The organism is Arthrobacter sp. 05L417 (assembly GCF_056397865.1).
In genome coordinates this window covers 1-25,741 of sequence record NZ_JBFTOG010000011.1, presented here as the reverse complement: position 1 = coordinate 25,741, position 25,741 = coordinate 1, and the positions used below count along the sequence as shown (strand labels likewise).

General features: G+C 63.4%; 24 protein-coding genes and 1 pseudogene. 10 read left to right on the top strand and 15 right to left on the bottom strand.

Annotated elements, in window-relative coordinates; translation table 11 throughout:
- The first annotated feature begins 24 nt into the window (after positions 1-24).
- Together AC1DJW_RS10720 and AC1DJW_RS10715 are read left to right on the top strand one after the other, a co-directional pair.
- Complete coding sequence (locus AC1DJW_RS10720) at positions 25-510, top strand: hypothetical protein (protein ID WP_476901397.1); 486 nt, start codon at positions 25-27, stop codon at positions 508-510.
- 5 nt (positions 511-515) lie between these two features.
- Entirely contained in the window at positions 516-1,238 is a 723-nt protein-coding gene (locus AC1DJW_RS10715; RefSeq protein ID WP_476901396.1) for an ABC transporter permease, read from the top strand.
- 6 nt (positions 1,239-1,244) lie between these two features.
- On the opposite strand, the gene AC1DJW_RS10710 is transcribed toward AC1DJW_RS10715, so the two are convergent.
- The 5 genes from AC1DJW_RS10710 to AC1DJW_RS10690 all read right to left on the bottom strand — a co-directional run bounded on the left by AC1DJW_RS10710 (position 1,245) and on the right by AC1DJW_RS10690 (position 7,028).
- On the bottom strand, positions 1,245-2,141 hold the full coding sequence (locus tag AC1DJW_RS10710) for an NmrA family NAD(P)-binding protein (protein WP_476901395.1): 897 nt from the start codon (positions 2,139-2,141) through the stop codon (positions 1,245-1,247).
- A 138-nt stretch (positions 2,142-2,279) separates the two neighbouring features.
- The gene (locus AC1DJW_RS10705) at positions 2,280-3,407 is read right to left on the bottom strand and encodes a glycerate kinase (RefSeq protein ID WP_476901394.1); all 1,128 of its coding nucleotides are present in this window, start codon (positions 3,405-3,407) and stop codon (positions 2,280-2,282) included.
- Position 3,408: 1 nt separating this feature from the next.
- Entirely contained in the window at positions 3,409-4,803 is a 1,395-nt protein-coding gene (dctA, locus tag AC1DJW_RS10700; protein ID WP_476901393.1) for a C4-dicarboxylate transporter DctA, read from the bottom strand.
- Positions 4,804-4,907: 104 nt separating this feature from the next.
- Positions 4,908-6,005 carry a tartrate dehydrogenase gene (locus AC1DJW_RS10695; RefSeq protein ID WP_284752983.1) on the bottom strand — a complete coding sequence of 366 codons (1,098 nt, stop codon included), beginning with the start codon at positions 6,003-6,005 and terminating at the stop codon, positions 4,908-4,910.
- A 114-nt stretch (positions 6,006-6,119) separates the two neighbouring features.
- Positions 6,120-7,028: a LysR family transcriptional regulator gene (locus AC1DJW_RS10690; protein WP_390280181.1), complete on the bottom strand. Its 909-nt coding sequence runs from the start codon at positions 7,026-7,028 to the stop codon at positions 6,120-6,122.
- Between the two features lie 140 nt (positions 7,029-7,168).
- On the opposite strand from AC1DJW_RS10690, the gene AC1DJW_RS10685 reads away from it, so the two are divergent.
- Genes AC1DJW_RS10685 through AC1DJW_RS10675 form a run of 3 tightly spaced genes read left to right on the top strand, consistent with a single transcriptional unit; the run spans position 7,169 to position 10,035 of the window.
- Positions 7,169-8,686, top strand: a complete 1,518-nt coding sequence (locus AC1DJW_RS10685; protein WP_476901392.1) for an HNH endonuclease — start codon at positions 7,169-7,171, stop codon at positions 8,684-8,686.
- A gap of 37 nt (positions 8,687-8,723) precedes the next feature.
- The gene (mmuM, locus tag AC1DJW_RS10680; RefSeq protein WP_476901391.1) at positions 8,724-9,686 is read left to right on the top strand and encodes a homocysteine S-methyltransferase; all 963 of its coding nucleotides are present in this window, start codon (positions 8,724-8,726) and stop codon (positions 9,684-9,686) included.
- A gap of 55 nt (positions 9,687-9,741) precedes the next feature.
- Positions 9,742-10,035 (top strand): hypothetical protein, encoded by a 294-nt coding sequence (locus AC1DJW_RS10675; RefSeq protein WP_476901390.1) that lies wholly within the window; start codon positions 9,742-9,744, stop codon positions 10,033-10,035.
- Between the two features lie 69 nt (positions 10,036-10,104).
- On the opposite strand, the pseudogene AC1DJW_RS10670 reads toward AC1DJW_RS10675, so the two are convergent.
- The 3 genes and pseudogenes from AC1DJW_RS10670 to AC1DJW_RS10660 all read right to left on the bottom strand — a co-directional run bounded on the left by AC1DJW_RS10670 (position 10,105) and on the right by AC1DJW_RS10660 (position 13,060).
- Positions 10,105-11,020, bottom strand: a pseudogene (locus AC1DJW_RS10670) (IS5 family transposase).
- A 64-nt stretch (positions 11,021-11,084) separates the two neighbouring features.
- Positions 11,085-12,782 (bottom strand): monocarboxylate uptake permease MctP, encoded by a 1,698-nt coding sequence (mctP, locus tag AC1DJW_RS10665; protein WP_476901389.1) that lies wholly within the window; start codon positions 12,780-12,782, stop codon positions 11,085-11,087.
- Positions 12,779-13,060: a DUF3311 domain-containing protein gene (locus AC1DJW_RS10660; protein ID WP_284752988.1), complete on the bottom strand. Its 282-nt coding sequence runs from the start codon at positions 13,058-13,060 to the stop codon at positions 12,779-12,781. Before AC1DJW_RS10660 ends, mctP begins: the two co-directional genes overlap by 4 nt.
- Positions 13,061-13,407: 347 nt before the next feature.
- On the opposite strand from AC1DJW_RS10660, the gene AC1DJW_RS10655 reads away from it, so the two are divergent.
- Positions 13,408-14,898: a lysozyme gene (locus AC1DJW_RS10655; protein WP_476901388.1), complete on the top strand. Its 1,491-nt coding sequence runs from the start codon at positions 13,408-13,410 to the stop codon at positions 14,896-14,898.
- A 44-nt stretch (positions 14,899-14,942) separates the two neighbouring features.
- On the opposite strand, the gene AC1DJW_RS10650 is transcribed toward AC1DJW_RS10655, so the two are convergent.
- Positions 14,943-15,764 (bottom strand): alpha/beta fold hydrolase, encoded by an 822-nt coding sequence (locus AC1DJW_RS10650; protein WP_476901387.1) that lies wholly within the window; start codon positions 15,762-15,764, stop codon positions 14,943-14,945.
- A 112-nt stretch (positions 15,765-15,876) separates the two neighbouring features.
- Between AC1DJW_RS10650 and AC1DJW_RS10645 the strand changes: the two genes are divergently transcribed.
- Positions 15,877-16,773 (top strand): LysR family transcriptional regulator, encoded by an 897-nt coding sequence (locus tag AC1DJW_RS10645; protein ID WP_284752991.1) that lies wholly within the window; start codon positions 15,877-15,879, stop codon positions 16,771-16,773.
- Positions 16,774-16,795: 22 nt separating this feature from the next.
- Here AC1DJW_RS10645 and AC1DJW_RS10640 read toward each other — a convergent pair whose 3' ends face one another.
- From AC1DJW_RS10640 to AC1DJW_RS10625, 4 genes are all read right to left on the bottom strand, one after another.
- Positions 16,796-17,992: a type II toxin-antitoxin system HipA family toxin gene (locus AC1DJW_RS10640; protein WP_476901386.1), complete on the bottom strand. Its 1,197-nt coding sequence runs from the start codon at positions 17,990-17,992 to the stop codon at positions 16,796-16,798.
- Positions 17,992-18,243, bottom strand: coding sequence for a helix-turn-helix transcriptional regulator (locus AC1DJW_RS10635; RefSeq protein ID WP_476901385.1), 252 nt, complete (start codon positions 18,241-18,243; stop codon positions 17,992-17,994). The genes AC1DJW_RS10640 and AC1DJW_RS10635 overlap by 1 nt, the downstream gene beginning before the upstream one ends.
- A 136-nt stretch (positions 18,244-18,379) precedes the next feature.
- Positions 18,380-18,703, bottom strand: a complete 324-nt coding sequence (locus AC1DJW_RS10630; protein ID WP_284752993.1) for a DUF6221 family protein — start codon at positions 18,701-18,703, stop codon at positions 18,380-18,382.
- Between the two features lie 47 nt (positions 18,704-18,750).
- The gene (locus AC1DJW_RS10625; protein ID WP_284752994.1) at positions 18,751-20,145 is read right to left on the bottom strand and encodes an ammonium transporter; all 1,395 of its coding nucleotides are present in this window, start codon (positions 20,143-20,145) and stop codon (positions 18,751-18,753) included.
- Positions 20,146-20,530: 385 nt separating this feature from the next.
- Between AC1DJW_RS10625 and AC1DJW_RS10620 the strand changes: the two genes are divergently transcribed.
- The 3 genes from AC1DJW_RS10620 to AC1DJW_RS10610 all read left to right on the top strand — a co-directional run bounded on the left by AC1DJW_RS10620 (position 20,531) and on the right by AC1DJW_RS10610 (position 22,714).
- Positions 20,531-21,268 (top strand): glutamine amidotransferase, encoded by a 738-nt coding sequence (locus AC1DJW_RS10620; RefSeq protein ID WP_476901384.1) that lies wholly within the window; start codon positions 20,531-20,533, stop codon positions 21,266-21,268.
- A 28-nt stretch (positions 21,269-21,296) separates the two neighbouring features.
- A complete protein-coding gene (locus AC1DJW_RS10615; protein WP_476901383.1) occupies positions 21,297-21,602 on the top strand; it encodes a putative quinol monooxygenase in 306 nt (101 codons plus the stop codon).
- 173 nt (positions 21,603-21,775) lie between these two features.
- Positions 21,776-22,714 (top strand): serine hydrolase, encoded by a 939-nt coding sequence (locus AC1DJW_RS10610; protein ID WP_390280201.1) that lies wholly within the window; start codon positions 21,776-21,778, stop codon positions 22,712-22,714.
- 277 nt (positions 22,715-22,991) lie between these two features.
- Here the strand turns inward: AC1DJW_RS10610 and AC1DJW_RS10605 are convergent, their stop codons facing one another.
- Both AC1DJW_RS10605 and AC1DJW_RS10600 read right to left on the bottom strand, forming a co-directional pair.
- Complete coding sequence (locus AC1DJW_RS10605; protein WP_476901382.1) at positions 22,992-23,870, bottom strand: hypothetical protein; 879 nt, start codon at positions 23,868-23,870, stop codon at positions 22,992-22,994.
- Between the two features lie 109 nt (positions 23,871-23,979).
- Positions 23,980-25,443, bottom strand: coding sequence for an aromatic amino acid ammonia-lyase (locus AC1DJW_RS10600; protein ID WP_476901381.1), 1,464 nt, complete (start codon positions 25,441-25,443; stop codon positions 23,980-23,982).
- Positions 25,444-25,741 lie beyond the last annotated feature (298 nt).

The following is a 25,741-nucleotide window of genomic DNA, read 5'->3' as shown; positions in this document are numbered from 1 at the left end:
AGCTTCCTATGAAGGAGTTGCTCCGTGAACAGAAATAGAATCCTTGCTGCGAGGTCAGTGCGGCTTTCTCTATCGAAATTGAGGCCACTCGCGGTCCTGATGAGTCTTGGCATCGCGGTATTCATTTTCGCCGACAGCATCGTCGGGGCCGGCATAAGTTCATACTCAAACAAGATCACCACCAACTCCGCCCTGAATTACGTTGAGGTGACATCGGTCGGTCCAGACTCAGCTCGCGAGATCACCGACGACTCGTTGTCCCGGTTCGACCAAATCGATCACGTGGTGGGGTCCTCCGGCTGGGCGCAAATTGACCTCGCCATCGAGGATCCGGCGAACTGGCCATCTCAGAACAACCCCGGTGCATTCATGGGGACGCCATTTATCAGTGGCATCGCCCCAAAAGTACTGCTCGGAGACGTGCCCGGAGACGGCCCTGGGGTAGGCCAGATCCTGCTCCCCGACAGGGACAGGGTCAGAAATACGCTCAGCTGCTCGGCAAGGAAATGAGCTTCGTGTACACGAAGGAAATCGGTCCCGGCAACGGAGAACCCGTTTCCGTTTCTCTCCGCGTGTCAGGAATCTATGACAACTCGTCGCCGGGCACGGATGGCGCCCAGGCCGCGTACGTATCTCGCGAGTTACTCAAGTCAACACTCGCCAACGCTCGGCCAAATGCCAAAGGGTTAACCTATCCCCGCGCATATGTTCGCGTTGACTCAGCAGACGAAGTGATCAACGTGCAAAACCAAGTTCGAGCCCTCGGATACTCGGTGAACAGCGTTGCGGGCCAAATCCGGTCCCTGTCAGGACTGTTTGCGCTTCTCGCCCTTGTCAGTTGGGTGATCGGTGGGTTCCTGATCATCTTCTGCCTCGGGGTTGGAGTGTCCGTTGGTGGCAGCTGGATAAAGCAGAGGGCCCGCGAGGTGGGTCTTCTCAAGGCCATCGGCTGGTCGGGGGCCTCGATAGCAGGGGTTTATATGGTCGAGTTGGCAGTAGTGGGTCTCATCATCGGCCTGGTTGGGGCGTTCCTGGGAACCTTTTGCTCCATCGTAGGAACGGCGGTCTTCAGCGGCCTGCAACTCGACCTTCTGCCGGTGGCTGCGTGGGCAATGCCCAACTGGCTGCTCGTGCTCGGAGCACTCTTCTGCGTGCCCTTGTTCTTGTGCCTTGGAGCCATTGGCCACGTCGCAAGACTCGCTCGGCTCGACGCGGATTCCTCGCTGAGAGACTTGTAGCTCCCCCTAGTGCCCCAGACTCCGAGCAAACCGCGCGACCGCGTTTTCCGCCGTCGGGACCGGTCCGAATACTTCGGCTTGGCGCGAAGTGTCCGCGACGTATTTGCCGGTCTCGAACCATGCGAGCATGGAGCTCATGTCCTTGACCATAGGGACGAAAGGTCCCATTAGCGCGCCGAGCGCGTGAACCAACCCGGCCGGCATCGAGCGCACGCGGACTTGCTCACCCGCAAAAGTCGACGCGAGGTCCGCGATATCCTGCATGCTGACAGCTCGGTCCCATCCGATGTCGATCCGCTCGCCGTCGGCGATGTCCGCGTCGACAGCAGCTGCGAGGTAGCCGGCGAGGTCAGAGGTGAGCACGAAGGTCAGCGGGACGGTCTTGGTGCCGAACCACGTGAGGCGCTTCTTCTCGAAGGGGTCTCCTCCCATCTGGGTGATCTGGTCGAGAAACGCGCCGGGGCGAAGTGCGACAAACGGGACACCCAGTTCCTCCAGCTTGTCTTCCGTGAGCTTCTTGTGCCAGAAATGCGGGACGTCCGGTGTCTGGTCCGAGGTGAGAATGCTGACCAGAATGAATCGCCTGACACCCGTCCGGCTCGCAGCGACGGCTAGGTTGGTGTTGCCGGTCGTGTCGATCTCCAAGGCCCGTTTGTCCCGGCGGGTGTACCCGGCCGCAGAGGTGATAACGGCGTCGGCCCCTGTCATAGCGGCGACGAGAGAGTCAAGGTCGAGCATGTCGCCGCGGGCAATATCGACACCTTTGGCCTCGAGCTTGCTCGCGTCCGATCCTGGCCGGACCAACGCCCGGACGCTCTTTCCCCTTGCGAGCAGTTCATCGACCACTTTGCCGCCGACATGGCCAGTGCCGCCGACGACGAGGACCGATTTGGTGTCAGTCATGGAGTGCTCCTTCGTGCAGGGACGAAGACCAAGCCTCGCTCGGCCAGTCCGGTGACAAGGCTCTTACAACTCAGTTCGAGACCCTCCGAATATATCGCGCAGTGGATTGCACGGCGAGAGGTGGTTGGGGGGAGTACCTCACTCCAACCCCTCCCCAATATCCCGCCCGATCCGCCGCAGCAGTTCCACCGAAAGCCCAGGATCCTTCGACGAGTCCAGATCCGTGTAGTCCGCCAGCGTGTAGATGTGCGTCAGCGACATCTCGGACCACCGCTCCCGCGGCAGCAACGAGCGGCCCGCGACGGCGATGATCGGCCGGGTGCCCGAGCGGCGCGCGACGGCGGCCGGCAGCTTTCCGGCGAGCGTCTGCTCGTCGATGCTGCCCTCGCCGGTCACCACAAGGTCGCACCCTTCCTTCCGGGCGTCGAAGTCCAGGAGGTCCAGGAAGTAGTCCGCCCCGGATACTTGAGAAGCGCCAAGCAACATGCACGCAAAGCCGACCCCGCCGGCGCTTCCGGCGCCGGGATGCTCGGCAAGGGAAGCCGCACTCTCAAACCCGCCCGAAGTGAGCACAGAGACAAAGTGCGTCAGACCGGCGTCGAGCGCTGCAACATCCGCAAGCGATGCGCCCTTCTGCGGACCGAACACGGCCGGCGCACCGTCCGGCCCGCAGAGCGGGTTATGCACATCGCTCGCGACAATCAGCTCCACACCAATCAGCCCAGGAGGCGCATCCACAGAATGAACAAGGCCAAGATTCCGCCCGTTGCCCTCCAAAGAACAGCCGGAGGCATCTAGGAAGCGGTAGCCCAGGGCGGTGAGCATGCCCATTCCTCCGTCGGTGCTGGCGCTGCCTCCGAGTGCCAGGACGATCCGCGCCGGCCTGAACGAAAGGGCAAAGAGAACAGCCTCGCCAAAACCGCGGCTCGACGCATCGAGCGGCAAAAGACGTCCGTCCGGCAACAGCCCCAAACCGCAAGTGTTCGCTACTTCCACAACAGCAGTGACGCCGTCGAACGCGATGATCGCCTGCACGGGCTGTCCGGTCGGGCCGGGGACTACGAAAGCGTGGCGAGCGAACCCGGAGGCGACGGCGGCATCGACGCTGCCGTCACCTCCGTCCGCCAGCGGTAGCAGCTCACACCGAACCGCTCCGACGGAACGCAGCCCGACTGCCAGGGCGTCCGCCACCTCGCTGGCGGTGAGGCTGCCTTTGAACTTGTCGGGCGCGATGAGGACGGTCTTCGGGGCGGATGCGTTCGCCATGTCAGATGGAATCCGAGTAAGCCGGGCGGCGTTCAGCGGGCTGAAAAGGCTCGACGGCGGCAGCGTGCGGCGGAACTTCAGGAACCTGAATCGGCTCCATAACTTCGCCCGCGAAGACGCGGCGGACGCGGTCGGCGTCGAGGGTGCGGTCCCACCAGGCGATGAACAGCGTGGCGACAGCGTTGCCGGTGAAGTTGACGAGGGCACGGCATTCGGACAGGAACTTGTCGATGCCGAAGATGAGCATGATGCCGGCGGCCGGGATGGTACCGATGGTGGCCAACGTTGCGGTGAGGGCGATGAAGCCGCCGCCTGCGACGCCCGCAGCACCTTTGGACGTAAGCAGCATGACGGCGATGAGGCCCAACTGCTGGCCGATGCTCAGGTGCGTGTTGGTCGCTTGGGCGATATATACGGCGGCCAGGGAAAGGTAGATCGCTGCGCCGTCGAGGTTGAAGCTGTAGCCGGTGGGGACAACGAGCCCTACAGTCTCTTTCTTGACGCCGGCGTGCTCGAGTTTGCGCATCAGGCCCGGCAGCGCAGGTTCGGCGGTCGAGGTGCCCAGAATGATCAAGTATTCCTCTTTGAAGTGCCTGATCATCGTGAAGATGTTCAGCTTCAGGAACGCCATGACCGAGCCGAGGACCACCACCACAAAGAGGATCGAAGTGACATAGAAGAGTGCGATCAGCCCGCCCATGCTGGTCAAGGAGGACACACCGTACTTGCCGACCGCGAACGCCATGGCACCGAAGGCACCCAGCGGCGCGGCCTTCATGATGAAGCCCAGGATCTTGAACATCACGCCGGTGAGCCGCTGCACGCCGTCGAGCACCGGCGCGCCGAGCTTGCCCAGCGCGTTCAACGCGATCCCGAAGACTACCGCGATGAAGATGATCTGGAGAATATCGCCCGCAATGAAAGGCTGGACGATGCTCGTGGGGATGATGTTGGTCAGGAACTGCCACCATTCCTGGTGCGCCCCGGCGTCGATGAGTTTGGCGGCGGCATCGGTGGTCTTGATGGTGCCGGCAGTGGCGTTGACGCCCTCGCCGAGCCGGAAGATATTGATCGCCACCAGGCCGAACACCAAAGCACAAATGGTGCCGAGCTGGAAGTAGGTGAGGGCCTTCAGGCCCGTCATCCCGACCTTCTTCAGGTCCGCGACGCTCGCGATCCCACCGACGATGGTCAGGAAGACGATCGGGCCGATGAGCATCCTCATCGCATTGACGAACGTGGTCCCGATCGGCTCCATGGCAATGCCCGCAGTCGGCGCGAGCCAGCCGAGCAGGACGCCAATGAGAATGGCGGTCAGAACCCAGAAATACAGTTGCCGGTACCAGCGTTTTTTGGGTGCCGGAGTCGGATGACCGGCGGTTGATGTGTGTCCCATGATTCCTACCTCATTGTGGAAAATCTCTGGAGAATGCTGAAAGGGTAAGCGGCGTCCCGAGGGCCCCGACGCGAGCTTGCGAGCGTTGGGAAGGGACCTCCGCGTTAGACAGCGGCGAGGGTGTGCGTAAGTGCCTTGATGATCGCTTCGGTGACGTCGTCTGTGTTGGCTTCGCCGCCGACGTCGCGGGTCAGGTACCCGGCGGCGGTGGTCTGCTCGATGGCGGCCTCGACCAAGCGAGCTTCTTCGCGCAGGCCGAAGTGGTCCAGCATCAGGGCGGCGCTGGCGATGGCGCCGATCGGGTTGCTGATGCCCTTGCCTGCGATGTCCGGCGCGGAACCGTGGACTGGTTCGAACATGCTGGGGAAGCGGCGCTCCGGGTTCAGGTTGGCGCTCGCGGCGAGGCCGAGGCTGCCGGCGAGGGCGGAACCGAGGTCCGAGAGGATATCGGCGTTCAGGTTGGACGCGACTACCACCGACAGTTCCTCGGGGTGCAGGATGAACTTGGCGCTCATTGCGTCAACCAGGACGCTTTCAGTTTGGACGTCCGGGTAATCGAGGGCGACGCGATTGAAGGTTTCGTCCCAGAGGACCATGCCGTACTGCTGGGCGTTGGACTTGGTGACGGACGAGACCTTCTTGACCGTGCGGGTCCGGGCGAGCTCGAACGCGAAACGCATGATGCGCTCGCAGCCCTTCTCGGTGAACAGCGCGGTCTGCAGCGCCACTTCGTTGCCCGGGCCGCGGCCGCTCAGGTTGCGACCGCCGAGTCCGGCGTATTCGCCTTCGCTGTTTTCGCGGACAACGATCCAGTCGAGCTCGGTGTTGTCAGCCTTGCGGAGCGGGGACTCGATGCCGGGGAGGAACTTGACCGGGCGGATGTTGGCCCACTGGTCGAAGTTCTGGGTGATGTTCAGGCGCAAACCCCAGAGGCTGATGTGGTCCGGGACGTTCTCCCAGCCGACGGCTCCGAAGTAGATGGCGTCGAAGTCCTTGAGGGCATCCAGACCCTTGGGGTCCATCATTTGGCCGGTCTTCTCGTAGTAGCCGCAGCCCCACGGGAACTCGGTCCATTCAAAGGCGAACTTGCCGTTCGAGTTCGCAGCAAGGGCGTCCAAGACGCGGCGGCCTGCCGAGACAACTTCCTTGCCGACGCCGTCTGCGGGGATCGATGCGATGCTGAATTTCTGGGTGGCGCTCATGCCTACCTCCTCGTTGAGTTTGTTAGCAGAGTCACACTGCTTTCCTCTTCAAGTAGACGGGCGGCGGGTAGGCGGCGTCCAAGACTTAGTTTCGATACGACTGATAGGCAGCGCCTATTGATTTTGGCCGTTGGTGCGCTCGGTGTGTTCCGCAGCGACCTTCAAAAACGCCTTGGCCGCGGGGGTGAGGTTGTCTTTGCGGCTGAGGACCGCGACGTCCAGATGGCTCACCGGTTCGATGAGCAGGGTGCGCAGCCCCGCTTTATGCGCGGTAGGAGCCCACGACGACGGCATCACCGCGTGCCCGACTCCCGCCAGAACGAGGGGCAATATGGAGGTCCGGTGGGCGACTTCGACAACGATCTCCACCTCTACGCCGTGCGCCAGGGCATCATCGACGAGCCAACGCATGAGGGAGCCTCGCTGGCTGGCAATGATGCGCTGGCCTCCGAGATCCTCCCGTTGGATTGCCGTTTGCTCGGCGCCGAAGGTGTCGGCCCGCGGGTTGACGATCAAGATGAGCGGTTGCTTTTCGAGTTCGAGGACCTGGACGCCGGGGACCAGGATCGGCGTAGGCGAGCCGGCCAGTCCAATCTCGGAGCTGCCGTTCCGGACTGACTCGATCACTTCTTCGGGAGTGAAGGCGGCACTGATGTTGAGCCGGACTGCGGGGTAGACCTTGGTGAAGGCGGCGATCATGGACGTCAGCGGCTCGATGCCGGGGGACGGCATGGTGATGATGTCGAGTCGACCGCTCCTGATCCCCTGGAGTGACTGGACCGCTGATTGTGCGGCGTCGAGATCCCGCATGACGAGTCTGGCCGGGCCGATCAGCTCCTTGCCGGCTTCGCTGAGGACTGCCCGGCGGCCGATGCGGTGGAACAGCGGAACGCCGAGTTCCTTCTCCAGGCTCGCTATGGTCTGGGAAAGCGAAGGTTGCGCGATCAGCAGGTGTTCGGCGGCGCGGTTGAACCCGTCGTGATCGACGACGGCTAGAAAGTACTTCAGTTTTCGAGTGTCCACAGTGCGGCTCCTCTGGCTGGGCGGCGGTCTGGGCTATCGGGGGCTGGCCCGCCCCAAAAAGTCCGGCTGCTTCTCAAGATTTTCGCCTGGGCGCGGTTCTCCAGCCTAATAATGTCAGTGGTCCCTGCGAGGCTTTTCTTATGGACGGCAATCAGGGAACGCAGCTGATCTGGACGGGCGCGCCAAGCGGCGGCACAGTTCCGGATGCTGCCGTGCCGGATGTCCGGCTGCGGGACCTGATCGATGTGGTGAGCTCCCTTCGGCCCGGTATTGAAAGCGCCGAATTTATCAACCAGTTGCGTGCCCTTGAGGACCTGAAGTCCGCGGCCGCCGCTGCGCAGGCGAGGATCGCTGTCGCGTTCGATGCCGCCCAACGCAGCGCCGACGCGGCGGCAGGTGTGCCGGCCGAGGAACGCGGACGCGGCGTCGGAGCTCAAATTGCCTTGGCCCGGCGGGAATCCCCCGCCCGCGGATCCCGGCTCCACGGACTCGCCAAAGCGCTCGTCACCGAAATGCCGCACACCCTCGCCGCCCTGAACACCGGACAGCTCAACGAATGGCGCGCGACCCTTTTGGTGAAGGAAACAGCCTGCCTGTCCGCCGAAGACCGCTGCGCGGTGGACGAGGAACTGGCCGCCGACACCGGAACCTTCGACGGCGCGGGAGACCGGAGCATCATCGCGGCGGCCAGGACCGCGGCCTACCGGCGGGACCCCCGTTCCGTGACCCAGCGCGCCAGCCACGCCGCCACCGAACGGCACGTGAGCCTGCGCCCGGCACCGGACACGATGACCTATCTGACCGCGCTTCTTCCGGTCGCGCAGGGCGTCGCCGTGCACGCGGCCCTGACCCGGCACGCAGACTCGCTGCGCTCCGGCGGGGACACCCGGACCCGGGGACAGATCATGGCTGACGCCCTCGTCGAACGCACCACCGGCACCCCGGGCGGTATTTGCGGGGTTGAGATCCAGCTCGTCATGACCGACCGCACCCTCTTCCAGGGCGAGAGTGAACCGGCCCGCCTGCCGGGCTACGGGATCGTGCCCGCCGGCTGGGCGAGGGAACTCCTCACCGGGAACCACGGCACAGCCGCGCCCGGCCGGCTCGGGAACGAGCACGCCGCGCCCGGCCAGCCCGCACTTGGTGGCCCGCGTCCCGGCCAGCCCGCGGACCGGGCCTTCAAGGTCTGGCTGCGGCGTCTCTTCACCGCCCCCGGAACCGGAGACCTTGTCGCCGCCGATTCCCGGGCCCGGCTCTTCCCTGCCGGCTTGCGGCGCTTCATCCAAGCCCGCGACGACACCTGCCGGACCCCCTACTGCGACGCACCGATCAGGCACTTCGACCACATCATCCCCTGGCACGACGGCGGACCCACCAGCCTGGCGAACGGGGCGGGCCTGTGCGAAGCTTGCAACCACACCAAGGAACTCCCCGGCTGGACAGCACGAACCGGAGCAGGACAAACCGGAGCAGCACGAACCCACCCCGGCACACGGCATGTCCTCGACATCCGCACCCCCACCGGACACCACTACCGATCAACAGCCCCACCCCTGCCAGGAACCTATGTGAACGGAGACCCGCCAGTCATGGCTGCGCACTATTTCGGGGACCTGTTTCGCGGGCGCCACCAACGAGAACTACGCCAACCCGCCTAGGCAAACAAACCCGGCAGAAGGATCGTAGGTTCAAGCTATGGACAGCAGGAGCAGCCGCAGCATCAGCTTGTCCCGCATGCTTGATTCGGGTGCAAACCTGACAGTGGATGGCGCACTTGCCACCGAGCTCGAAGCACGCGGCTGCGATTTGGACGATCCGCTATGGTCGGCCAAGGTCCTTTTGGAACAACCTCAGCTGATCAAGCAGGTACATCGCGACTATTTCGACGCCGGCGCCGAAATCGCCATCACGTCGAGCTATCAAGCCCTGCCCCAGGGATTTGCCCGGCGCGGCATTGCCGAGGCGGAAGCCTTGGAACTGGTGGCCTTAAGCGTTCGCTTGGCGGACGAGGCTCGGAGCGAGCACTTGGCGGAAAACCCGGGGGCTGGGCCCTTGCTGATTGCCGGATCTATCGGTCCCTATGGCGCCTTTCTCGCCGACGGTTCAGAATATCGGGGCGACTACGTCCTCACCCAGCGCGAGTTCAAGGAGTTCCACCGGCCCCGCATTGCGGCGCTTGTGGAGGCCTCGGTGGACCTGCTCGCCTGTGAAACGCTGCCGTCCTTCGCGGAGGCTGAGGCCCTTTTGGCGCTCGTGGAAGAGTTCGACGTCGAATCCTGGTTCTCCTTCACGCTTCGGGACGGCGGACACATCAGCGACGGCACGCCCCTTGCTCGGGTGGCGGCGCTTTGTGGAACCCAGCCGCGTGTGGCGGCGATCGGCGTGAATTGCGTGCCGTTGAACTTGGTCTCCCCGGCGCTTGAGGCCCTGCGCAATGCCACGGACAAGCCGCTGCTCGCGTACCCGAACTCGGGCGAAAGTTACGACGCCGTCACCAAGACGTGGGGACCTGTCGCCGGGGCAAGGGCCGGGGGTCCGTCGAGCCTCGCCGATGGGGTTGGCGCCTGGCGCGACCTCGGGGCCCGCCTCATTGGCGGGTGCTGCCGGACGACGCCGCGGGATATCGCTGCCGTGGCAAGGTTGTCGATGAAGCCCTAGGGCGTGTTGCTAAACCCATTGGCCAACCAATGGAGTGTGGCGGCATGCTATGTCTGTGGTGATTATCAGAAGCGGGAGTTGGGTCTACGCAGGGGAAGTTGCGATGCCGGTCGACATTGTGGGGTTGCCATACGACTTTTGGTATGAGCTGGCTCGGGTTGATGAGCAGCTCGAGCCAGATGAGACAGCCCAACCGCTTGGCGACGAGGGGTTGCTCTATTACGCGCGGTTTCGGCACGCCGGGGAGACAGTTGAGCGAACGTGGCCGGACTCGGCCGGCTACGACACGATCGATGCAGCGATGCGCGACGCTGAGGCGCGCGTCGTGAGCCGGATCGTCTGGAGATAGCAGGCTCTCGACTTGACGACACATGGCGGTTCACCACTTCGCGGCGCAGAGCGTCCCTGAGGTCACCGGCTAAGTTGTATTGCTGAAGCTGGTCTTGAGCCAGATCAGTGTTGATACGAGATGGACGGCGGCCATGTAGTTGCGGGCGGTCTTATCGCTTCGCATGGCAATGCCTCGCCACTGCTTGAGGCGGTTGAAGCACCGTTCGACGACGTTACGGCCCTTGTAGATTCCTGGGTCGAAGGTCGGTGGGCGGCCCCCGGAGGAGACTTTACTTCGACGGTTGGACACCTGGTCGCGTTTCTCAGGGATGGTGGCTTTGATGCGGCGCCGGGACAGCCAGGCCCGATTGGCCCTGGAGGGGTAGCCCTTGTCTGCGAGGACCCGGTCGGGGCGGGTCCGAGGCCGTCCCCGCTCTGCGCGCGGAACCCGGATCGTGTCCATCGTCTCGGCCATCATCGTCGTGTCGTTGACGTTGCCGCCTGTGAGCACCGCCCCGAGCATCCTGTCTTTGCCGTCCGAGACCAGATGGAGCTTGCTGGTCAGGCCCCCACGTGAGCGGCCGATCGCATGGTCCGGTGGTTCAGGTCCCAGAAACCTGTAATTCGACGGTGCCCCCTGTGTGGCGCGGAAGCGTAGCACCATGCTGGTGGACACGCACAATGGTGGAGTCGATCGACGCGACCCAGTCCAACTCGCCAGCGACATCGGCCCGCGACAGCACGTGCTCGTAAACGCTCGCTCACGTGCCGTCCTTGGCCCAGCGATTGAAGTTCTTGAACACGGTGTTCCAGTTCCCGAACCGCTCGGGCATGTCACGCCACGGAGAGCCGGTACGGAACTTCCACGCGGTGCCCTCCACCACCAGACGGCGGTCGGCCACGGGACGCCCGTTGCCCTTCCACGCAGGGAAGAAAGGGCCCAATACCGCCCAGACATCGTCTGTGATCAGATCGCGCTTGCCCACCGCCCAAGTCAACCCCATCGAACGGAAAACTTGGTTTAGCAACAAGCCCTAGTGCACAGATCCAGCTTGTGCACAGATCCAGTCAGAACGTGCCGCCTCCTGTTTCGCCCAGCGGGTACTCGCGCTGGAGTTGGGCAACTTTGGGGTCGTCCTCGTCAGCTCCGTAGTCCGAGTTCCGGGTGATGTCCTTCCCGTCGGGGAGTTTCATTGCGCGGAACACCAGCGACAGGACGGCAGCAACAATGAGGTTGATGGCAAACGCTACGACCGCGATGTAGACCTGCACGTTGGTGCCTGGGATGGCGGCGATGGAACCACCGAAGTTCGCCTTCGTCACTGGGTTGACCACGTTGTATGCCGCGACGGTTCCGTAGATGATGCCGGCTACCCAACCTGCGAAGAGCGCCCAGCGGTGGAACCATCGGGTGTAGAGCCCTGCCACGATCGCCGGGAATGTCTGCAGGATCCAGATACCACCGAGGAGCTGCATATTGATGGCGGCCGACTGGTCCATCGCGATCACGAAGATCAGCGCCCCGAACTTCACTACGAGCGAGGCGATTTTGGAGACCTTCGCTTCCTGCCGCGGGTCGGCGTCGGGCCGGATCAGGTCGCGGTAGACATTGCGGGTGAACAGGTTGGCGGCAGCGATCGACATGATTGCCGCCGGGACCAAGGCGCCGATGGCGATAGCCGCCAGAGCGATCCCCGCAAACCATGCGGGGAAGTTATCCAGGAACAACTGCGGAACCACCAATTGCGGATTGACGGCACCGTTCAAGTCAATGGGCTTGGTGCCCGCAGAGATTGCCGCGTAACCCAGGAGGGCAAGGAATCCCAGCATGAGCGAGTACAGCGGAAGGACCGCGGCGTTCTTGCGGATGGTGTTCCTGCTCTTGGTCGCCAGGACTCCGGTGACCGAGTGCGGGTACATGAACAGCGCCATCGCCGAGCCAAGAGCCAGCGTCCAGTACGCCGAATAGCTGGCGGCACCCGGAATGAAGACGCCGGCCGGCTTGCCTGTGGCCGGACTGATGGCGTCGAGTTTCGTCTGGGCTGCACCAAAGATGTTGTCCCAGCCGCCGAACTTGATCGGCAGGTAGATCACAGCAACGATGACGGCGAGGTAGATCAACAGATCCTTCACGACGGCGATAAGCGCCGGCGCCCGAAGGCCCGAGGTGTAGGTGTAAGCGGCCAAGACCACGAAGGCGATGATCAGCGGCAAGTCAGTCAGCAGCACATTCTCCGCGCTGCCGAGGCCCAGCACGGTGAGCACCGCCTTGATGCCAACCAGTTGCAGCGCAATGTAGGGCATGGTCGCGACAATGCCTGTGAGGGCCACCGCAACCGTCAGTGCCCTGCTGCCGTAGCGCCCGCCCACGAAGTCAGCCGGCGTGACGAACCCATGACGGTGCGAGACCGACCACAGACGGCTCATCAACAGGAACACGATCGGGTAGAGCACGATCGTGTACGGCACCGCGAAGAATCCGCTCACGGCACCGGTTGCCCACATTGCCGCCGGCACGGCCACGAAGGTGTAAGCCGTGTAGAGGTCCCCGCCCAGGAGGAACCACGTGACCCAGGTTCCAAAACCGCGGCCCCCGAGGCCCCACTCATCGAGACTGTGCAGGCCCGTCTCCTTGCCAGCGCGCCAACGCGCCGCGAAGAAGCCCAGCACCGCCACCAGGATAAAGAGGACGACGACGACGGTGAGCGCGACGCCGTTGACGGGCCGATCCGCTGTGGTCGCCAGCGGGACGGTGAGCGCGCTCATTGTTCCTGCTCCTCAGTGCGTGCGCCCCGCGCTGCCTCGCGGCGACGGCGGTCCTCCTTGGTCACCAGCCGGTAGGAGACGCCCACCATGCCCGCAGTGATCGGAACCCAGAGCATTTGGTACCAATAGAAGAAAGGCATGCCAGCTAGCCGGGGCTGATCAATTGAATACGCCGGAACGAACAGCGGAACCAGAATGGCGATTGCTAGCAGGATTCCGGCCGCAATGTACGGGCCGGGCCTTGCCGGCCCCCGGGTCGGCACATCGGGAGTTGACATGGACGCCTCCTCGTAGAGACGGCCCCCGGAGCGGGATGGGCTTCCCGGGACGTGCCGGTGGCCTGATGGACCGCAAATGTACCGGTCCACCAACAGAATAGATTCTGGATTAATTCTTTGACAGGGGAAATGGCCCACGCATTTTCGCCAGGTAGTCCTGGTGCCGGCTGGCACTGTCGGGAGCGCCGCCGTCGTCGTTGTCTGAGAGGGGCAGGACCCGCACGGCGGATCCCGCCTGTTTGTCATTCGTTTTGATTTGAGCTGATAGTATCCGTGACGTCCGCTCCTGCGGGCGTTTATTGGCAGGCGCGGGTCTCTTCCGTTGCCAAAACGGAAGGAAATTCCAAATGAACGCGTCGATCCCGCGCGCTCCCAAGCGGCAGAATCCCGTTCGGCGCGGTATCCGGAAGGGCATGGCCGGGTATGTAGCTCTTCTCGTGGCGGGCATCGTTCTCGGCGCGCCTGGAGCTGGCGCCGCTTCCGCGACGACTACCCCATCTCCATCCCCGTCCGCGACGTCAAGTACCTCGAATGACCACGCGATGGGTTCAACGATCCGCAGTCATGAGCCCACCGCGCCAATGCGGATGTCTGCCCAGGCCGTAGCGCCCGCTTCGGTAGCTTCCGGCGTGCCGGGAATGGATGTCAGCAGCCACCAAGGCGATGTGGATTGGCACACCGCGGCCACGAGTGGCGCCAAGTTCGCCTATGTCAAGGCGAGCGAGGGAACTGGCTACGCCAACCCGTACTTCGCAACCCAATATGCGGGATCCGCAAACGCCGGACTCCTGCACGGCGCATACCATTTCGCGCTGCCGGACCCTTCGTCGTCCGGAGCGGACCAAGCCAGCTACTTTCTGCAGAGCGGCGCGGCCTGGACCCCGGACGGGAAGACCCTCCCTGCCTTGCTGGACTTGGAACCCAATCCCTATGGAAGCGAATGCTACGGATTGAGCCAGGGTGAGATGGTGAATTGGATCTCCGATTTCGCCACGACCATCCTCTCCCGGACCGGGCGCCTGCCGGCCATTTACACTTCCACCAGTTGGTGGACTGACTGTACCGGAGGCGCGGCCGGATTCGGGAACCACCCCCTGCATCTCTCGTCCTGGGCGACTGACCCCGGACCGCTACCGGCCAGTTGGCCGGACTACACCTTGTGGCAGAACTCCGATTCAGGCATCTTTCCCGGCGACCAGGACGTCTTCAACGGCACACTCACCCAGCTGACCGACTTCGCTACCAACCCGGGCCCCATCTTCTCGGATATTTCCGGTGATCCGTTCACGACTGAAATCAACTGGCTCGGGTCCCGTGGCATCTCCACTGGGTGGACCGAAACCGACGGGTCCAGGAACTACAACCCCCTGACGGCGGTAGCCCGGGACGCAATGGCCGCCTTCATGTACCGCCTGATGGGCAGCCCGGCGTTCACCCCTCCGGCGACATCGCCATTCACGGACGTTGCCACGAACAATCCGTTCTACAAGCAGATCACCTGGCTCGCACACAACGGCATCAGTACCGGCTGGACGGAAGCCAACGGAAGCAAAACCTACCGGCCATATCTCGCGGTCAACCGTGACGCCATGGCAGCTTTCATGTACCGCCTCGCGGGTAGCCCGGCCTTCACAGCGCCGGCGACTTCACCATTCACCGACGTCGCTACTGACAACCCGTTCTACAAGCAGATCACCTGGCTCGCAAACAGCGGCATCAGCACGGGTTGGACCGAGTCCGATGGAAGCAAGACCTATCGTCCGTATCTAGCTGTCAATCGGGATGCGATGGCGGCGTTCATGTACCGGTACAACACAAAGTTCGGGACGACGCACTAAGCGCGAGGCTTTCTGTGAGCGAAACAGCGGAGGCGGCCACCCTCCTAGCCGTTTTGAGTAGCTGCCGAAAACATCTCATCGATCGCCTTGGCCAGCTCCGGCGTGTGGTCTAGGAAGCCCATGTGTCCGCCAGGCACAGTCCGGCGACTGATGCCGGCATGGGAAGCTATCCACTCGGCGGCTTCTACGAAGAAAGGTGCTGTCTGCTCGGCACTGAGCACGGCCAGTGGCACGGTCAGTTCTGCCAAGGCTGCCGGTTCGGGCCGCCAAGACGCAAAGGCACCGAACTCCCCTTCAAGCAGGACCCTGGCGTTGTTCCGGAGTGCTTCGAAGAAGTCTGGCGGCAGGAGGGCAGCGGCATCCCCTGCCGCGAACCTGATGAAGGCCTCGGCTCCGCCGGCGAGCCCTCCGTCTTCCATGCCGGCTGCAATAACAGGTTGCACTGTGGCCATGGCGTCATTGGGGTTGGCCAGAACGCCCATGAGGGCTGGTTCGTGCAGGACTGCCCCGGAAAAGAGCTTGGGAGCCTTCAGGACGGCAGCCAGCGTTATCAGTGCCCCGGTGCTGTTTCCAAACACAACGCATGGCTCGGTCCCGAGCGTTTCCAGTAGGGCAACAACGTCGGCGGCGTGCTGCTCAACCGAGGTCTTCTCCCAATCCTCTTGCCGGGGGCTGCGAGCATTGTTCCGACGGTCATGGGAGATGACCTTATGGTTTTCGGCCAATAGCCGGGCCAGATCGGAGTACTGCCGGGCGTCACCGGCGGCGCCGGGAACCAAGAGGACTGGAGACCCGTGGCCTGATACCTCAACGTGAATTGTGGTGCCGTTGGTCTCTACCAAGGCTGTCCCTTCAATGGTGCTCATCGTCTTCACCCTTCCGATCGCTGTTATCCTTCCCTTTCATTGGACGACCGGATGACCTCCGGCGTCCAAGACGGCTATGGACTCGGACGATCACAAATTTTTATGATGGGACATGGAGATCCGCCAACTCCGGCGATTCCTTGTGTTGGCCGAGGAACTGCACTTCGGCAAAGCCGCCGTCAGGCTCCACATCGCCCAGCCCGCGCTGAGCCAGGAACTCAAGGCTTTGGAAAAATCGCTCGGGCTTAGGCTCCTCGACCGAACACACAACCACGTTTCGCTCACAGATGCCGGCCGCCGCCTTCAAGAGGAAGCGGAGCACATCATTCAAGCTCACGATGCCGCGTTGACAGCAATGGAAGAGATCCGCAGTCCTCAGCGCGGCGCGCTCAAACTGGGCGTAGCCGTAGGGGTGGCATACCCGCTGCTTGCAGCCCTGCTCAGCGGTCTTGGTACGGACGGGGCCGGGCCGGAAGTAGACATCAAAGCCGCGGCGGCGAGGGAAGGGGTCTTGAAACTTCTTGACGGGGAATTTGATGCGGTCTTCATTCATGCAGTGCCACCCCGAGATGAACGCCTAGGGGTGCTGACCTTGGAGACGGAACCAATGGGTGTGGCTGTTCCGTCGGGTAGCCCGCTGGCAAGCTTGACGGCGATCAGTCCCACGGATCTAAACGGCCAGGCATTGATCTGGTTGCAGCGCGACGGCGACCCCGACGTTCGCGAGCATGTACTGGGTTTGATGATGGACGGCGGCATGATCCCTGGCCCACACCGCTGGTCGCCAAGTATTGCAACCAGCATGAGCCTGGTGGCTGCCGGGCTTGGTGTGTCGTTCAAAACGCCGCATCAGGTGGTGCCCGGTGATCCGCCCGGCGTCGTGTGGCGCCCGTTTGCCGGAGTGTCCTATCCTGTGCCCACGGTATTGGTCTGGCTTCGGAACGACGCCTCGCCCCTGACCACTCAGCTGGTGGCCCATGCTAGGTTGCACGTGGCTAAGCCAGCGTAGGCAATGCCTCCCGAGGCGCCAGTCAGCCCTCCAGCTCACCTCGCCGGAACCGTAATTCCCGCAGGGCACCTCGGAGCGGCGACCCGGTGAACGGTAGGTCCTCCAACTTGACCTTTCCAGAAGCTGACAGGGCCAATGCATTGACCGTGGTGGCAGCGCGTTGTGGCAAGCCGAGGGCCGCGGCAAAATCGGCCCAGTGCTTCGCCTTGAGGTTTTTGGTTTTCCCGGACACCGGCAACGCGAGCGAGTCGTCTCCGTACAGCAAGGTGCATGGAATGTCGTATATCGGAGCCATGACGAATCCTCCCTGCCGGCCCCCGAGGATCGATAGATTCTTGGCATGGAGGTCGCCGTTCCCGGTCAGCCAAGCAAAGACAAACTGCAGGTACAGATTGCGGCTCGCCACGAGTGGGGCTTTGCACCGCCCGGCCAGCGCAGCAGAGACGTCCTCCGATGTCACCGAATACTTGGAAGCCGGTGGCAGGCCCATGACCTGGGCTCCGTCCTCCATGGGCAAGCGCACCCAGATGTGGTCCTTGTCCCGGACACGGTCGAAGCGTTCCACTAGCAACCCAGGCAACCCGTGCATGTCGGTGATGATGCGGCTCTTCGCTACAGGGATCTTGAGGTCCTTGGCGGCGGAGAGATGCACCGCTTCATTCGCTAGCAAGTGTGCATGGTTGGGCGGGTCGAGTTTGAGTAGGTACCGTTGACCTCTGAGTGACAGCGGCGTGGTCAGCATGGAGGCGCTTGCCTTGTCTTGGATGCCGGGGATGGCATGGCGGTCCACTGCGCTGGCAAGTGCTGCGAAGTCCAGTTCCTCGGGCCTGGACGTGTCGGCCAGGGGTGCCGGTTCCACTGGAATTTCGCCGGCAGGGACCACTTGGACGTCCCCGGGGGCATCGGCTCCGACTGCGAGCAGGAGGGTGAGTTCGTCGTCTAGGCTGGTTTTGGTGGCGTCCCTGAGCACGCTAAGCCGGTGCCCCTCGGGGAGCAGGCCGGCGAAGAACGGCGGAAGAGCACCGGCGGGAGTCTCCACGGAAATCTCCGTCAAGGGCAAGGAACTGGCAACGGCGGGCCGGCCGGAAGCCAGGTACTCCGCCACGTAGGAAAAACTGACCCCGCCCTGGTCAGTGCGGGCAAGCCGGCCCGCCAGGACACCGCCTTTGTGAACGTCCGCTGCACGGACGAACTTCAACTCCTGAAAGTCCTCGACCATTAGCCCGCCGCCATGTGCAGGCCTACGGCGTTCGCTACTGCCACGACGGCCCCTAGCGAAGGATTTCCGGTGGCCGTCTCAATCGCCCGCACGGTCCTTTCGGAGGTCCCGGCAAGGTCGGCAAGGTCTGCTTGCGTGATTCCGGCCTCTTTGCGTGCATTCCGTATGGTGGCCGCAATGGCCGCTAGGTCTTCCAAGAGTCTCCGATGATCCGGCACGATGTTGCCGATTTGGCTATTTCTTAGATTCATTCTGAACCAACATGCCAAAATCGGCAAGATGCTGCCGAAAGTGATGATTTAGGCTGCTATGGGACCGCAAAAGCGCCGTTTCGGCAAGATCCTGCCGATTTCTACATGAAGATTGGATCGCGGAAACGCCAACCAGCTACGTCCCCGCGAGCCATTCCGGCTCGAAGTCCGGATGGTCCGAGTAGGGCAGCGCGAGGGCATTCAACGATTTCGTGGTCCATTCGATCGATTCCGGGATCCACTGCGGGGTATCCCCAAGCGTGCCGCGAACCATCGTGGCCAGGGCCGTCTGCCGTGCGGATTCCACGATGCTGAGCAGCCTTCTCTTGGATTCGCATTCCAGGAGAAGGCGTCGCTCGTACCATTTGCCCGCTTCGGAGACGGAACGGTCGCCCAGCAGTTTCCGCGCCGCAGCCTCATCCTCATTCAGGCGGTCAGAGAGGAAATCGACGATATCCACAAATTGAGCGTACGCGCCCCCCGCGGCCGCGGAAATGCCTGCTACCGCTAAGCGGGGTCCGCTTGCTTTTCGCGCTGGCGCTCGACGGCGGCTGTGGCCCCGGGGGCCGAAGCGGCGGCCGCGGCTCGGGCTGAAGCCGGGACGGGCGCAGCGGCAACCGGGATGTTGACGTGGGGGAGGACAGCGGCGTGCGGGAGGGCGTTGAAGTGGCTCCGGGACATGCCACCGAATTCGTAGGCCGTCTCGGCGTGCTCGGACAAGTCCACCCCGGCGAGCTCCGCCTCGTGGCTGACCCGGAAACCAACGGTCTTGTGGATGACAAGGCCAATGATTGCCGTCATGATTCCGGACACTGCAAGGGTGACAAGTATGGCGACGATCTGCGCCACGAGCTGCTGGAGTCCGCCGCCGTAGAACAATCCTCCACCCTTGCCGTTCACCGGCAGCGCGATGAATCCGAGGGCGAGCGTTCCGACAAGCCCGCCACCGAGGTGGACGCCCACGACGTCGAGGGAGTCGTCGAAGCCGAACTTGTGTTTCAGGTCGACAAACACGGCGCAGGCAGCTCCAGCTACCAGTCCCAGGCCAAGGGCTGCGGCGGGAGCCACGTTGGCACAGGCCGGAGTAATAGCCACGAGGCCGGCAACGACGCCGGATGCGGCACCCAAGGATGTGGGGTGGCCGTGCCGGATCTTCTCGGTGACCAACCAGCTGAGCATGGCCCCCGCTGGGGCAACAAGGGTGTTGACCCAGATCAAGCCGGCCTGCGCCGACGTCGTGGCCGCGCCGGCGTTGAAGCCGAACCAGCCGAACCACAGGAGGCCGGCGCCAAGCATGATGAAGGGGAGGTTGTGCGGGCGGTGGTTCGGGTCTTTTCCAAAGCCGTGGCGCTTGCCCAGAATCAATGCCAGGACAAACGCGGCGGCGCCGGAGCTGATTTCCACCACTGTGCCACCGGCGAAGTCGATCACCTGGCCGAAGACCGAACTGATGGCTCCGCCGGGGCTCAAGAGTCCGCCGCCCCAGACCATGAAAGCCAAGGGGCAGTACACGAGGGTGATCCAGATGGGGACGAAGATGACCCAGGAAGTGAATTTGGCGCGATCGGCAATGGCGCCGCTGATCAGGGCCACGGTGACGATAGCGAAGGTAGCGCTGAAGCCGAGCTTGATGAGATCGGTGGAACCGACCAGGTCCGCCGAGCCGAAGCTGCTGAACGGATTGCCGAATATCCCCAGGACACTCTTCCCGCTGATCATCGAGTAGCCCCACAGGATCCACACGGCGCCTACGATGCCGGCGGAGATGAAGCTCATCATGATCATGTTGAGGGAGGCCTTGGCCCGGGTCATGCCACTGTAGAAGAGGCCGAGTGCCGGGGTCATGAGCAGTGCAAGTGCCGCCGACACCATCACCCAAACGTTTTCCGCAGTGATATTCACGTGCGCTTCCCTTCTGATCGGAATGCCGTAGCAGGGCCGCCGCAGCGTCGCCCCGTTCTTCCCCCGCCCAATATTTCCGGTCCCGTGTTTCAAGCAATGCGAGGAAAAATTGCGGGGACGTTACATAACTTGGCTTGGCGTGAAGAACGCATGACGGGAGTGTTTCGGGAATGTTAACTCCGCCTCCGCACGGTCGCGAGGCCGCCCGGAGCGGGCACCCAGGATCCCCGTGATTCCGCGGAATACAGGGCGGAAGAAGGTGAAAACCTTCCACGCGGACGGAAAGACGGACATTTCTTCCACGTGAACGGCGACTCACCGCCCCCAAAAGGGATGTTTCAGCCGAACGCTGGCGCGTCACGGCCACCGCGCGCACACTTAGCCTGTGAAGCCGTTTCTCCTGCTCGCGTCTCGTGCCGAAGACGCCGCCGCCGAGGAAGAGTACCAGGCGTATCTTCGTTTTGGAGGGCTCGCTCCCGAGCAGCTGCAACGCATCCGAATGGAGGCGGCGCCTCTCCCGCCGTTCGAGCTCTCCGACTATTCAGGCGTGATTGTGGGTGGCAGCCCCTTCACTTCGAGCGATCCACCAGAGCACAAGAGCCTGGTACAGAAACGGGTGGAGAAGGAACTCGCGCAGCTGCTGGACAGGATTGTTGCCGCCGACTTTCCCTTTCTGGGGGCCTGCTATGGGGTCGGAACCCTGGGGCTTCACCAGGGGGCGGTTATCGACCGTACCTACGGTGAAGGACTCGGCGGGGTAACCATCAAACTCACAGCGGAGGGCCTCCAAGACCCGCTCCTTCAAGGCATGTCCGAGCGCTTTGTCGCCTTTACGGGCCATAAGGAAGCCTGCACGGTCCTGCCTGGGAACGCGGTGCTACTCGCCGGTTCGGCCGCTTGCCCGGTACAGATGTTCCGGGTCAAGAGGAACCTTTACGCCACACAGTTCCATCCGGAGCTCGACGCCGAGGGGCTCGTCACCCGGATCGACACTTACCGCTACGCAGGATACTTCCCGCCAGATGCCGCGGAACAGCTGATGGCGGATGCCCGCAAGTTCAGGGCGACCGAACCGATGAAGATCCTCAAGAACTTTGTCCGCCGATACTCCATTCCTCAATAACGTCGGAGGGATGAAGCACAATGGGCGCATGACCTTTGCAAACGTGGGAAGTCTCGGCACGAAACCCGGCCAACGCGACGCCGTCGTCGCTATCCTGCTCAGACCGAAACCGGAGCTCCGGGGCGCGGGCTGCTTGCTCTACGAGGTGGGCGTCAACGAAGAATCACCGGACACCGTCTTTGTCTGCGAGCTGTGGGAATCGGCTGAAGCGCACCAAGGATCGCTGCAGCTGGACACCGTCCGGGCCGCCATAGCTGAGGCAATGCCGATGCTGTCCGGAGAGATGGGCGGCACCCGCTTCACAGTATTGGGCTCACCGATCCGCGTCGCCTGATATTCACCCAGGCGACACGTTGCTGACGGACAGAATTTTCATAGCTCTTACATAGCTGCAGTAGCTACGGTTGCTTCATTATGGAAGAGCAAGAGCCCCGTCGTCCCGGCCAAGGGTCCGGACGAAAGAGAAGTCGGTGGAACCGCTGGAGTCCCCGCCGACGTCGATCGGCCTTGCTGACAGCCTTCGCGGCCATTCTGGCCCTGACCCTGACGGCCACGGTCTATTCAGCTGCGCACGCCCGCTCCGCTTCCGATTTCGTCTCGGCCCCGACGGCTCCCGCGGATGGCCCGGCGGCGGCCGAGCCAACGACGGCGGCAACCCCGACGACGGCGGCTGCCGCTCCCACCCCGGCTACCGCTGCTACCCCGGTGGCCCCTGCTACCCCCGTGGCCGCCGCACCAGCCCCGACGGCGGCAGGAACTGTGACCCCCGCGCTTGATGCCCAAATCAATGCGATCATCGACGCCAACAACGGGTACCAGATCGGCGTCGCACTGATTGATCTGTCTGATGGATCGACGCACCAATACGGGGTTCAGGAGCCGTTCGAGGCAGCAAGCACTGCCAAGGTCCTGTCGGCTGTTGCGTACTACCACCTCGTCGAAACAGGCGCAGCGTCCCTCGACGATCCCTTGGGGGACTACACCTCCGGGTTCCAAATCAAGGAAATGATCCAGGATAGCGACAACGATTCGTGGTCCTTGATCATGGACACCATAGGCCACCCGGAGTTGCAGGCTTACGCCACGTCGATCGGGATCAGCTATGACCCGGAGAACAACACCCTGACTCCAGGCGAAATGGCCAGCATCATGGCTGGCCTCTATAACGGGAAGCTCTTGGACCAACAGGACACAGCGCAGTTGTTGTCCTACATGCAGAACACCAACTACGAATCACTCATCCCCGCCGCAGTGCCGGCCGGAATCACTGTTTTCCATAAGTACGGACTGCTCGACGACGAACTCCACGACGCCAGCATCCTCACCAACGGGACCAACTCCTACGCGTTCGTGGTCTACACCAAGGGCCAGGACGAGAGTGATATCCCCGCCCGCACCGACATCTTCCACCAGCTCACCCAGGCTGTGGTAGGCGGCCTGTTCTAGAAGGACTTGGCCATACCTTCAGAACAACGACGCCGGCCGTGCAGTCAGACTGACTGTACGGCCGGCGTCGTTGTTCCCTTTGGGCGCTGAGCGCCTGTCGCGATGCTTGCTATAGATACCTCCCTTCTACATAGGATCCGGCCAATTGCCGATGATTCGGCCGGTTGATGTCTTCGTGGCACAGATTGCGTCTTGCATGGTCTTCTCCTGACTGAAACTTGGTCTTGCGCTGTTTAGCGCAGGTGGTCGTGCCTGCCATGAGGCAGGGGCGACCTGTTCAATCGGGAGTTGACCCCGGGTCGAATGCAGGTTCGGCTGCGGGGGCTTGCCCGCCATCGGGGACGGGGGCGGTGTGGAAGGGCGGTGCCAGTGCACGCTGTTCCGGGAGGTCTGCCGCGCCGTAGGCGGCCGAGCCGCCCTGCGATTCCGGCGTCGAGCCAGACTCTTGTTGGGGCGCGGCCGGAGGGACCTGTTTGCCGGGCGGAGGGCCTCCCGGAACCGGCGACATTTCCGTCGTCGCGAGCATTGCCGGGGGCAGGACAACAAGATCGGCCAGAAGGAATCCGGGGATGCTTGGGCTCGTTGCTGTTCCGCGTCCGGCGGCCGGCGAAAGCGTGCCGGTACGGAGGGATGTGGGATCAGCCGCCGCGAGTTCGCCGGCTTCGGCCAGAGCCCTCAACGGAACGGCCGGGACTGCGCCGATTGGAAGGCCTCTTCCCGGAGGGTCCAGGACACCAGGCAATGGCGGCAACGGCGGCAAGGCCGGCACTGAAGGCAGTTGCGGTACCGAAGGCAGCCCGGGCAATGCCGGAATTGTGCCGACCGCCGTATCAACCAAGGAACTCGTGGGATCGGTGAGCCCGGTGACAAGAGGAGCCACCGTAGAGCCCGACAGCTGGTTGAACACGGTTCCGGGAAGGGCAGTCACCTGCGTCGGACTTGGAATGACGGACGACAGGCCATGAGCCACGGGCCCGATCGGATCGGGCAAGGGGGCCGGGGACAGCGAAACCGACGACAGCGGAACGGTCGTAACTGTGGAAACTGCGGGCACGGCCGGGATCGCCGGCAGGACGTTTGTGGCTTGCGAAGGACCTGCGAGCCAAAGCGACCATGCCAATGCGCCGAAAACGGCAAGAAGGACAGGGCGTACCACGGATAAGCCATGGCGCCCCAGAGACCCGGCCAAACACTCCACCTCCCCAGTGCGGTGTTTGGATATTAAGCTACGCCCGTCCGGGGCGGCAGTCCATAGCTAAGCAAGCTTAGCGCCCGAATTCGGGAAGCACGGTCAGGTGGACCGCGGCGTCGACATCGGGCCGCAGATCCCGGTCCTGGACGTCGGCGGGCAACGAAAGCCCGGCGTCGAAGGCCTTTCGGAACCGTGGACTCGCGAATTCTTCCCATGTCCTGCCCTGCAGTCTGAGCGCCCGCGACGCGCAAAGGAGTTCGATGCCAACCACCGTTGAAAGAGCCCGCACGGTGGAATCCATGTGGGAGCTGGCCACGCTCGCGAAACTGGCATCTTCCTCGGCGCCCAGCGAGAGGACCACCGTTTGCAGGCTCACGGGCTGTGCATTGGCTCGGATTCGGCCCACCGCTGCCGCCGCCACGTATTCCAGCATCATGACGCCGGACTGGCCAGCGTCGTCGCCCGCAAGGAATCGGTGGAGCCCGGTGTACGCAGGATCGCACAACAGGCTGATCCTCCGAAGGTTCGTTGCGCACGCGGCGCCGATGGCCAATTGCAGGGCATCCACGCGGCGGGCGAGGCTGGTCATCTGGAACAGGCCGTGATGGGCTACTCCATTGCTGCCATCCTCCGCGGAACCGTACACCAGCGGGTTTTCATGACCGGCCACCACCAAACGCTCCAAAAGAGTGCCGAGCGCATCCAGCTCCTCCACCACTGAGCCGAGGGCCTGCGGCAGGGTGCGCAGGCAGTAGGGGTCCTGGATCCTCGCCGGTTCACCGCTTCCTTCCACGAGGCCGCGAAGCACCCCGGCCATCTCGGTGACTGCAGGCGAATCAGCTGCCCGGGCGACTTCAGGGCTCAATGCCTCGGGATTCCCGGACATTGCCGCGAACGACAGGGCACTCACCGTGGTCAGGTTTTCCACGAGTGTGGAGAGCCTTTGGTGGGCGAGTGCTGCCTGGGCGATCGTGAGCGCGCTGGAGCTGATGAATGGAAGCGCATCTTCGGTGGCCCACGTTTCCAGCGGTGCGGGGACCCGCCTGCCGTCCATCGTGGGGCGCTCGCCGAGGAGGGTGAGCGCCGTTCCCGCCAACGCGGGCAGGTCCGCGGTGCCGATTCCGCCGAATTCGCGCACCTCGGGCAAAGCGTCGGCGTTGAGCATGTCCACAACTGCGTCGGCCACGGACGGGTTGATGCCGGACGATCCCGCAGCAAGCTGGGAGAGCCTGATGACAAGCATCGCCCTGACGGTTTCCCGGTCAAGGACCCGTCCGGCGTCGACGGCGTGGCTGCGCAGGAGGTTCAAGCCGTGAACGTTGAGGTCCTTGTCCCCGGCATCCAGCGCCACCGAGCGGTTGGCCCCGACGCCGGTGGACCGCCCGTAGACGGGACGGGACAGCGCCGTCGCACGAGCGGACCGTTGGGATGCAGCCATCCGTTCAACGGCCGACGGCGCCAGCGTCACCTTTGTCCCGCCACCCGCCACGGCCGCGATGTCGCTCAGGTGCAGCCGTTTGCCGTCGATTTCGATCATGGAAGTGATCCTTCCTCAGATGTGCAGTTGACGTTCCCAACTGGCTCGCAGTTGTTGTCGTTTTGGGGTCCCATAACGACAACAAATGCGTGGGCCCACGCCGCCAGGGTTCCCTGGCCGAGCTTGCGAGGCGAGGGTGGCGGTGGGGACTAGTTGGGGGTGTGGGGTCTGGTTAGTTGGTTTCCGTCATGCTTGGGGCCCCGTGGACAGGGTTCCCTGGCCGAGCTTGCGAGGCTAGGGGGTCCATGGGGATGCGGACGCCGCGTTCGTGGGCGACTTCGATGGCGCGGTCGTAGCC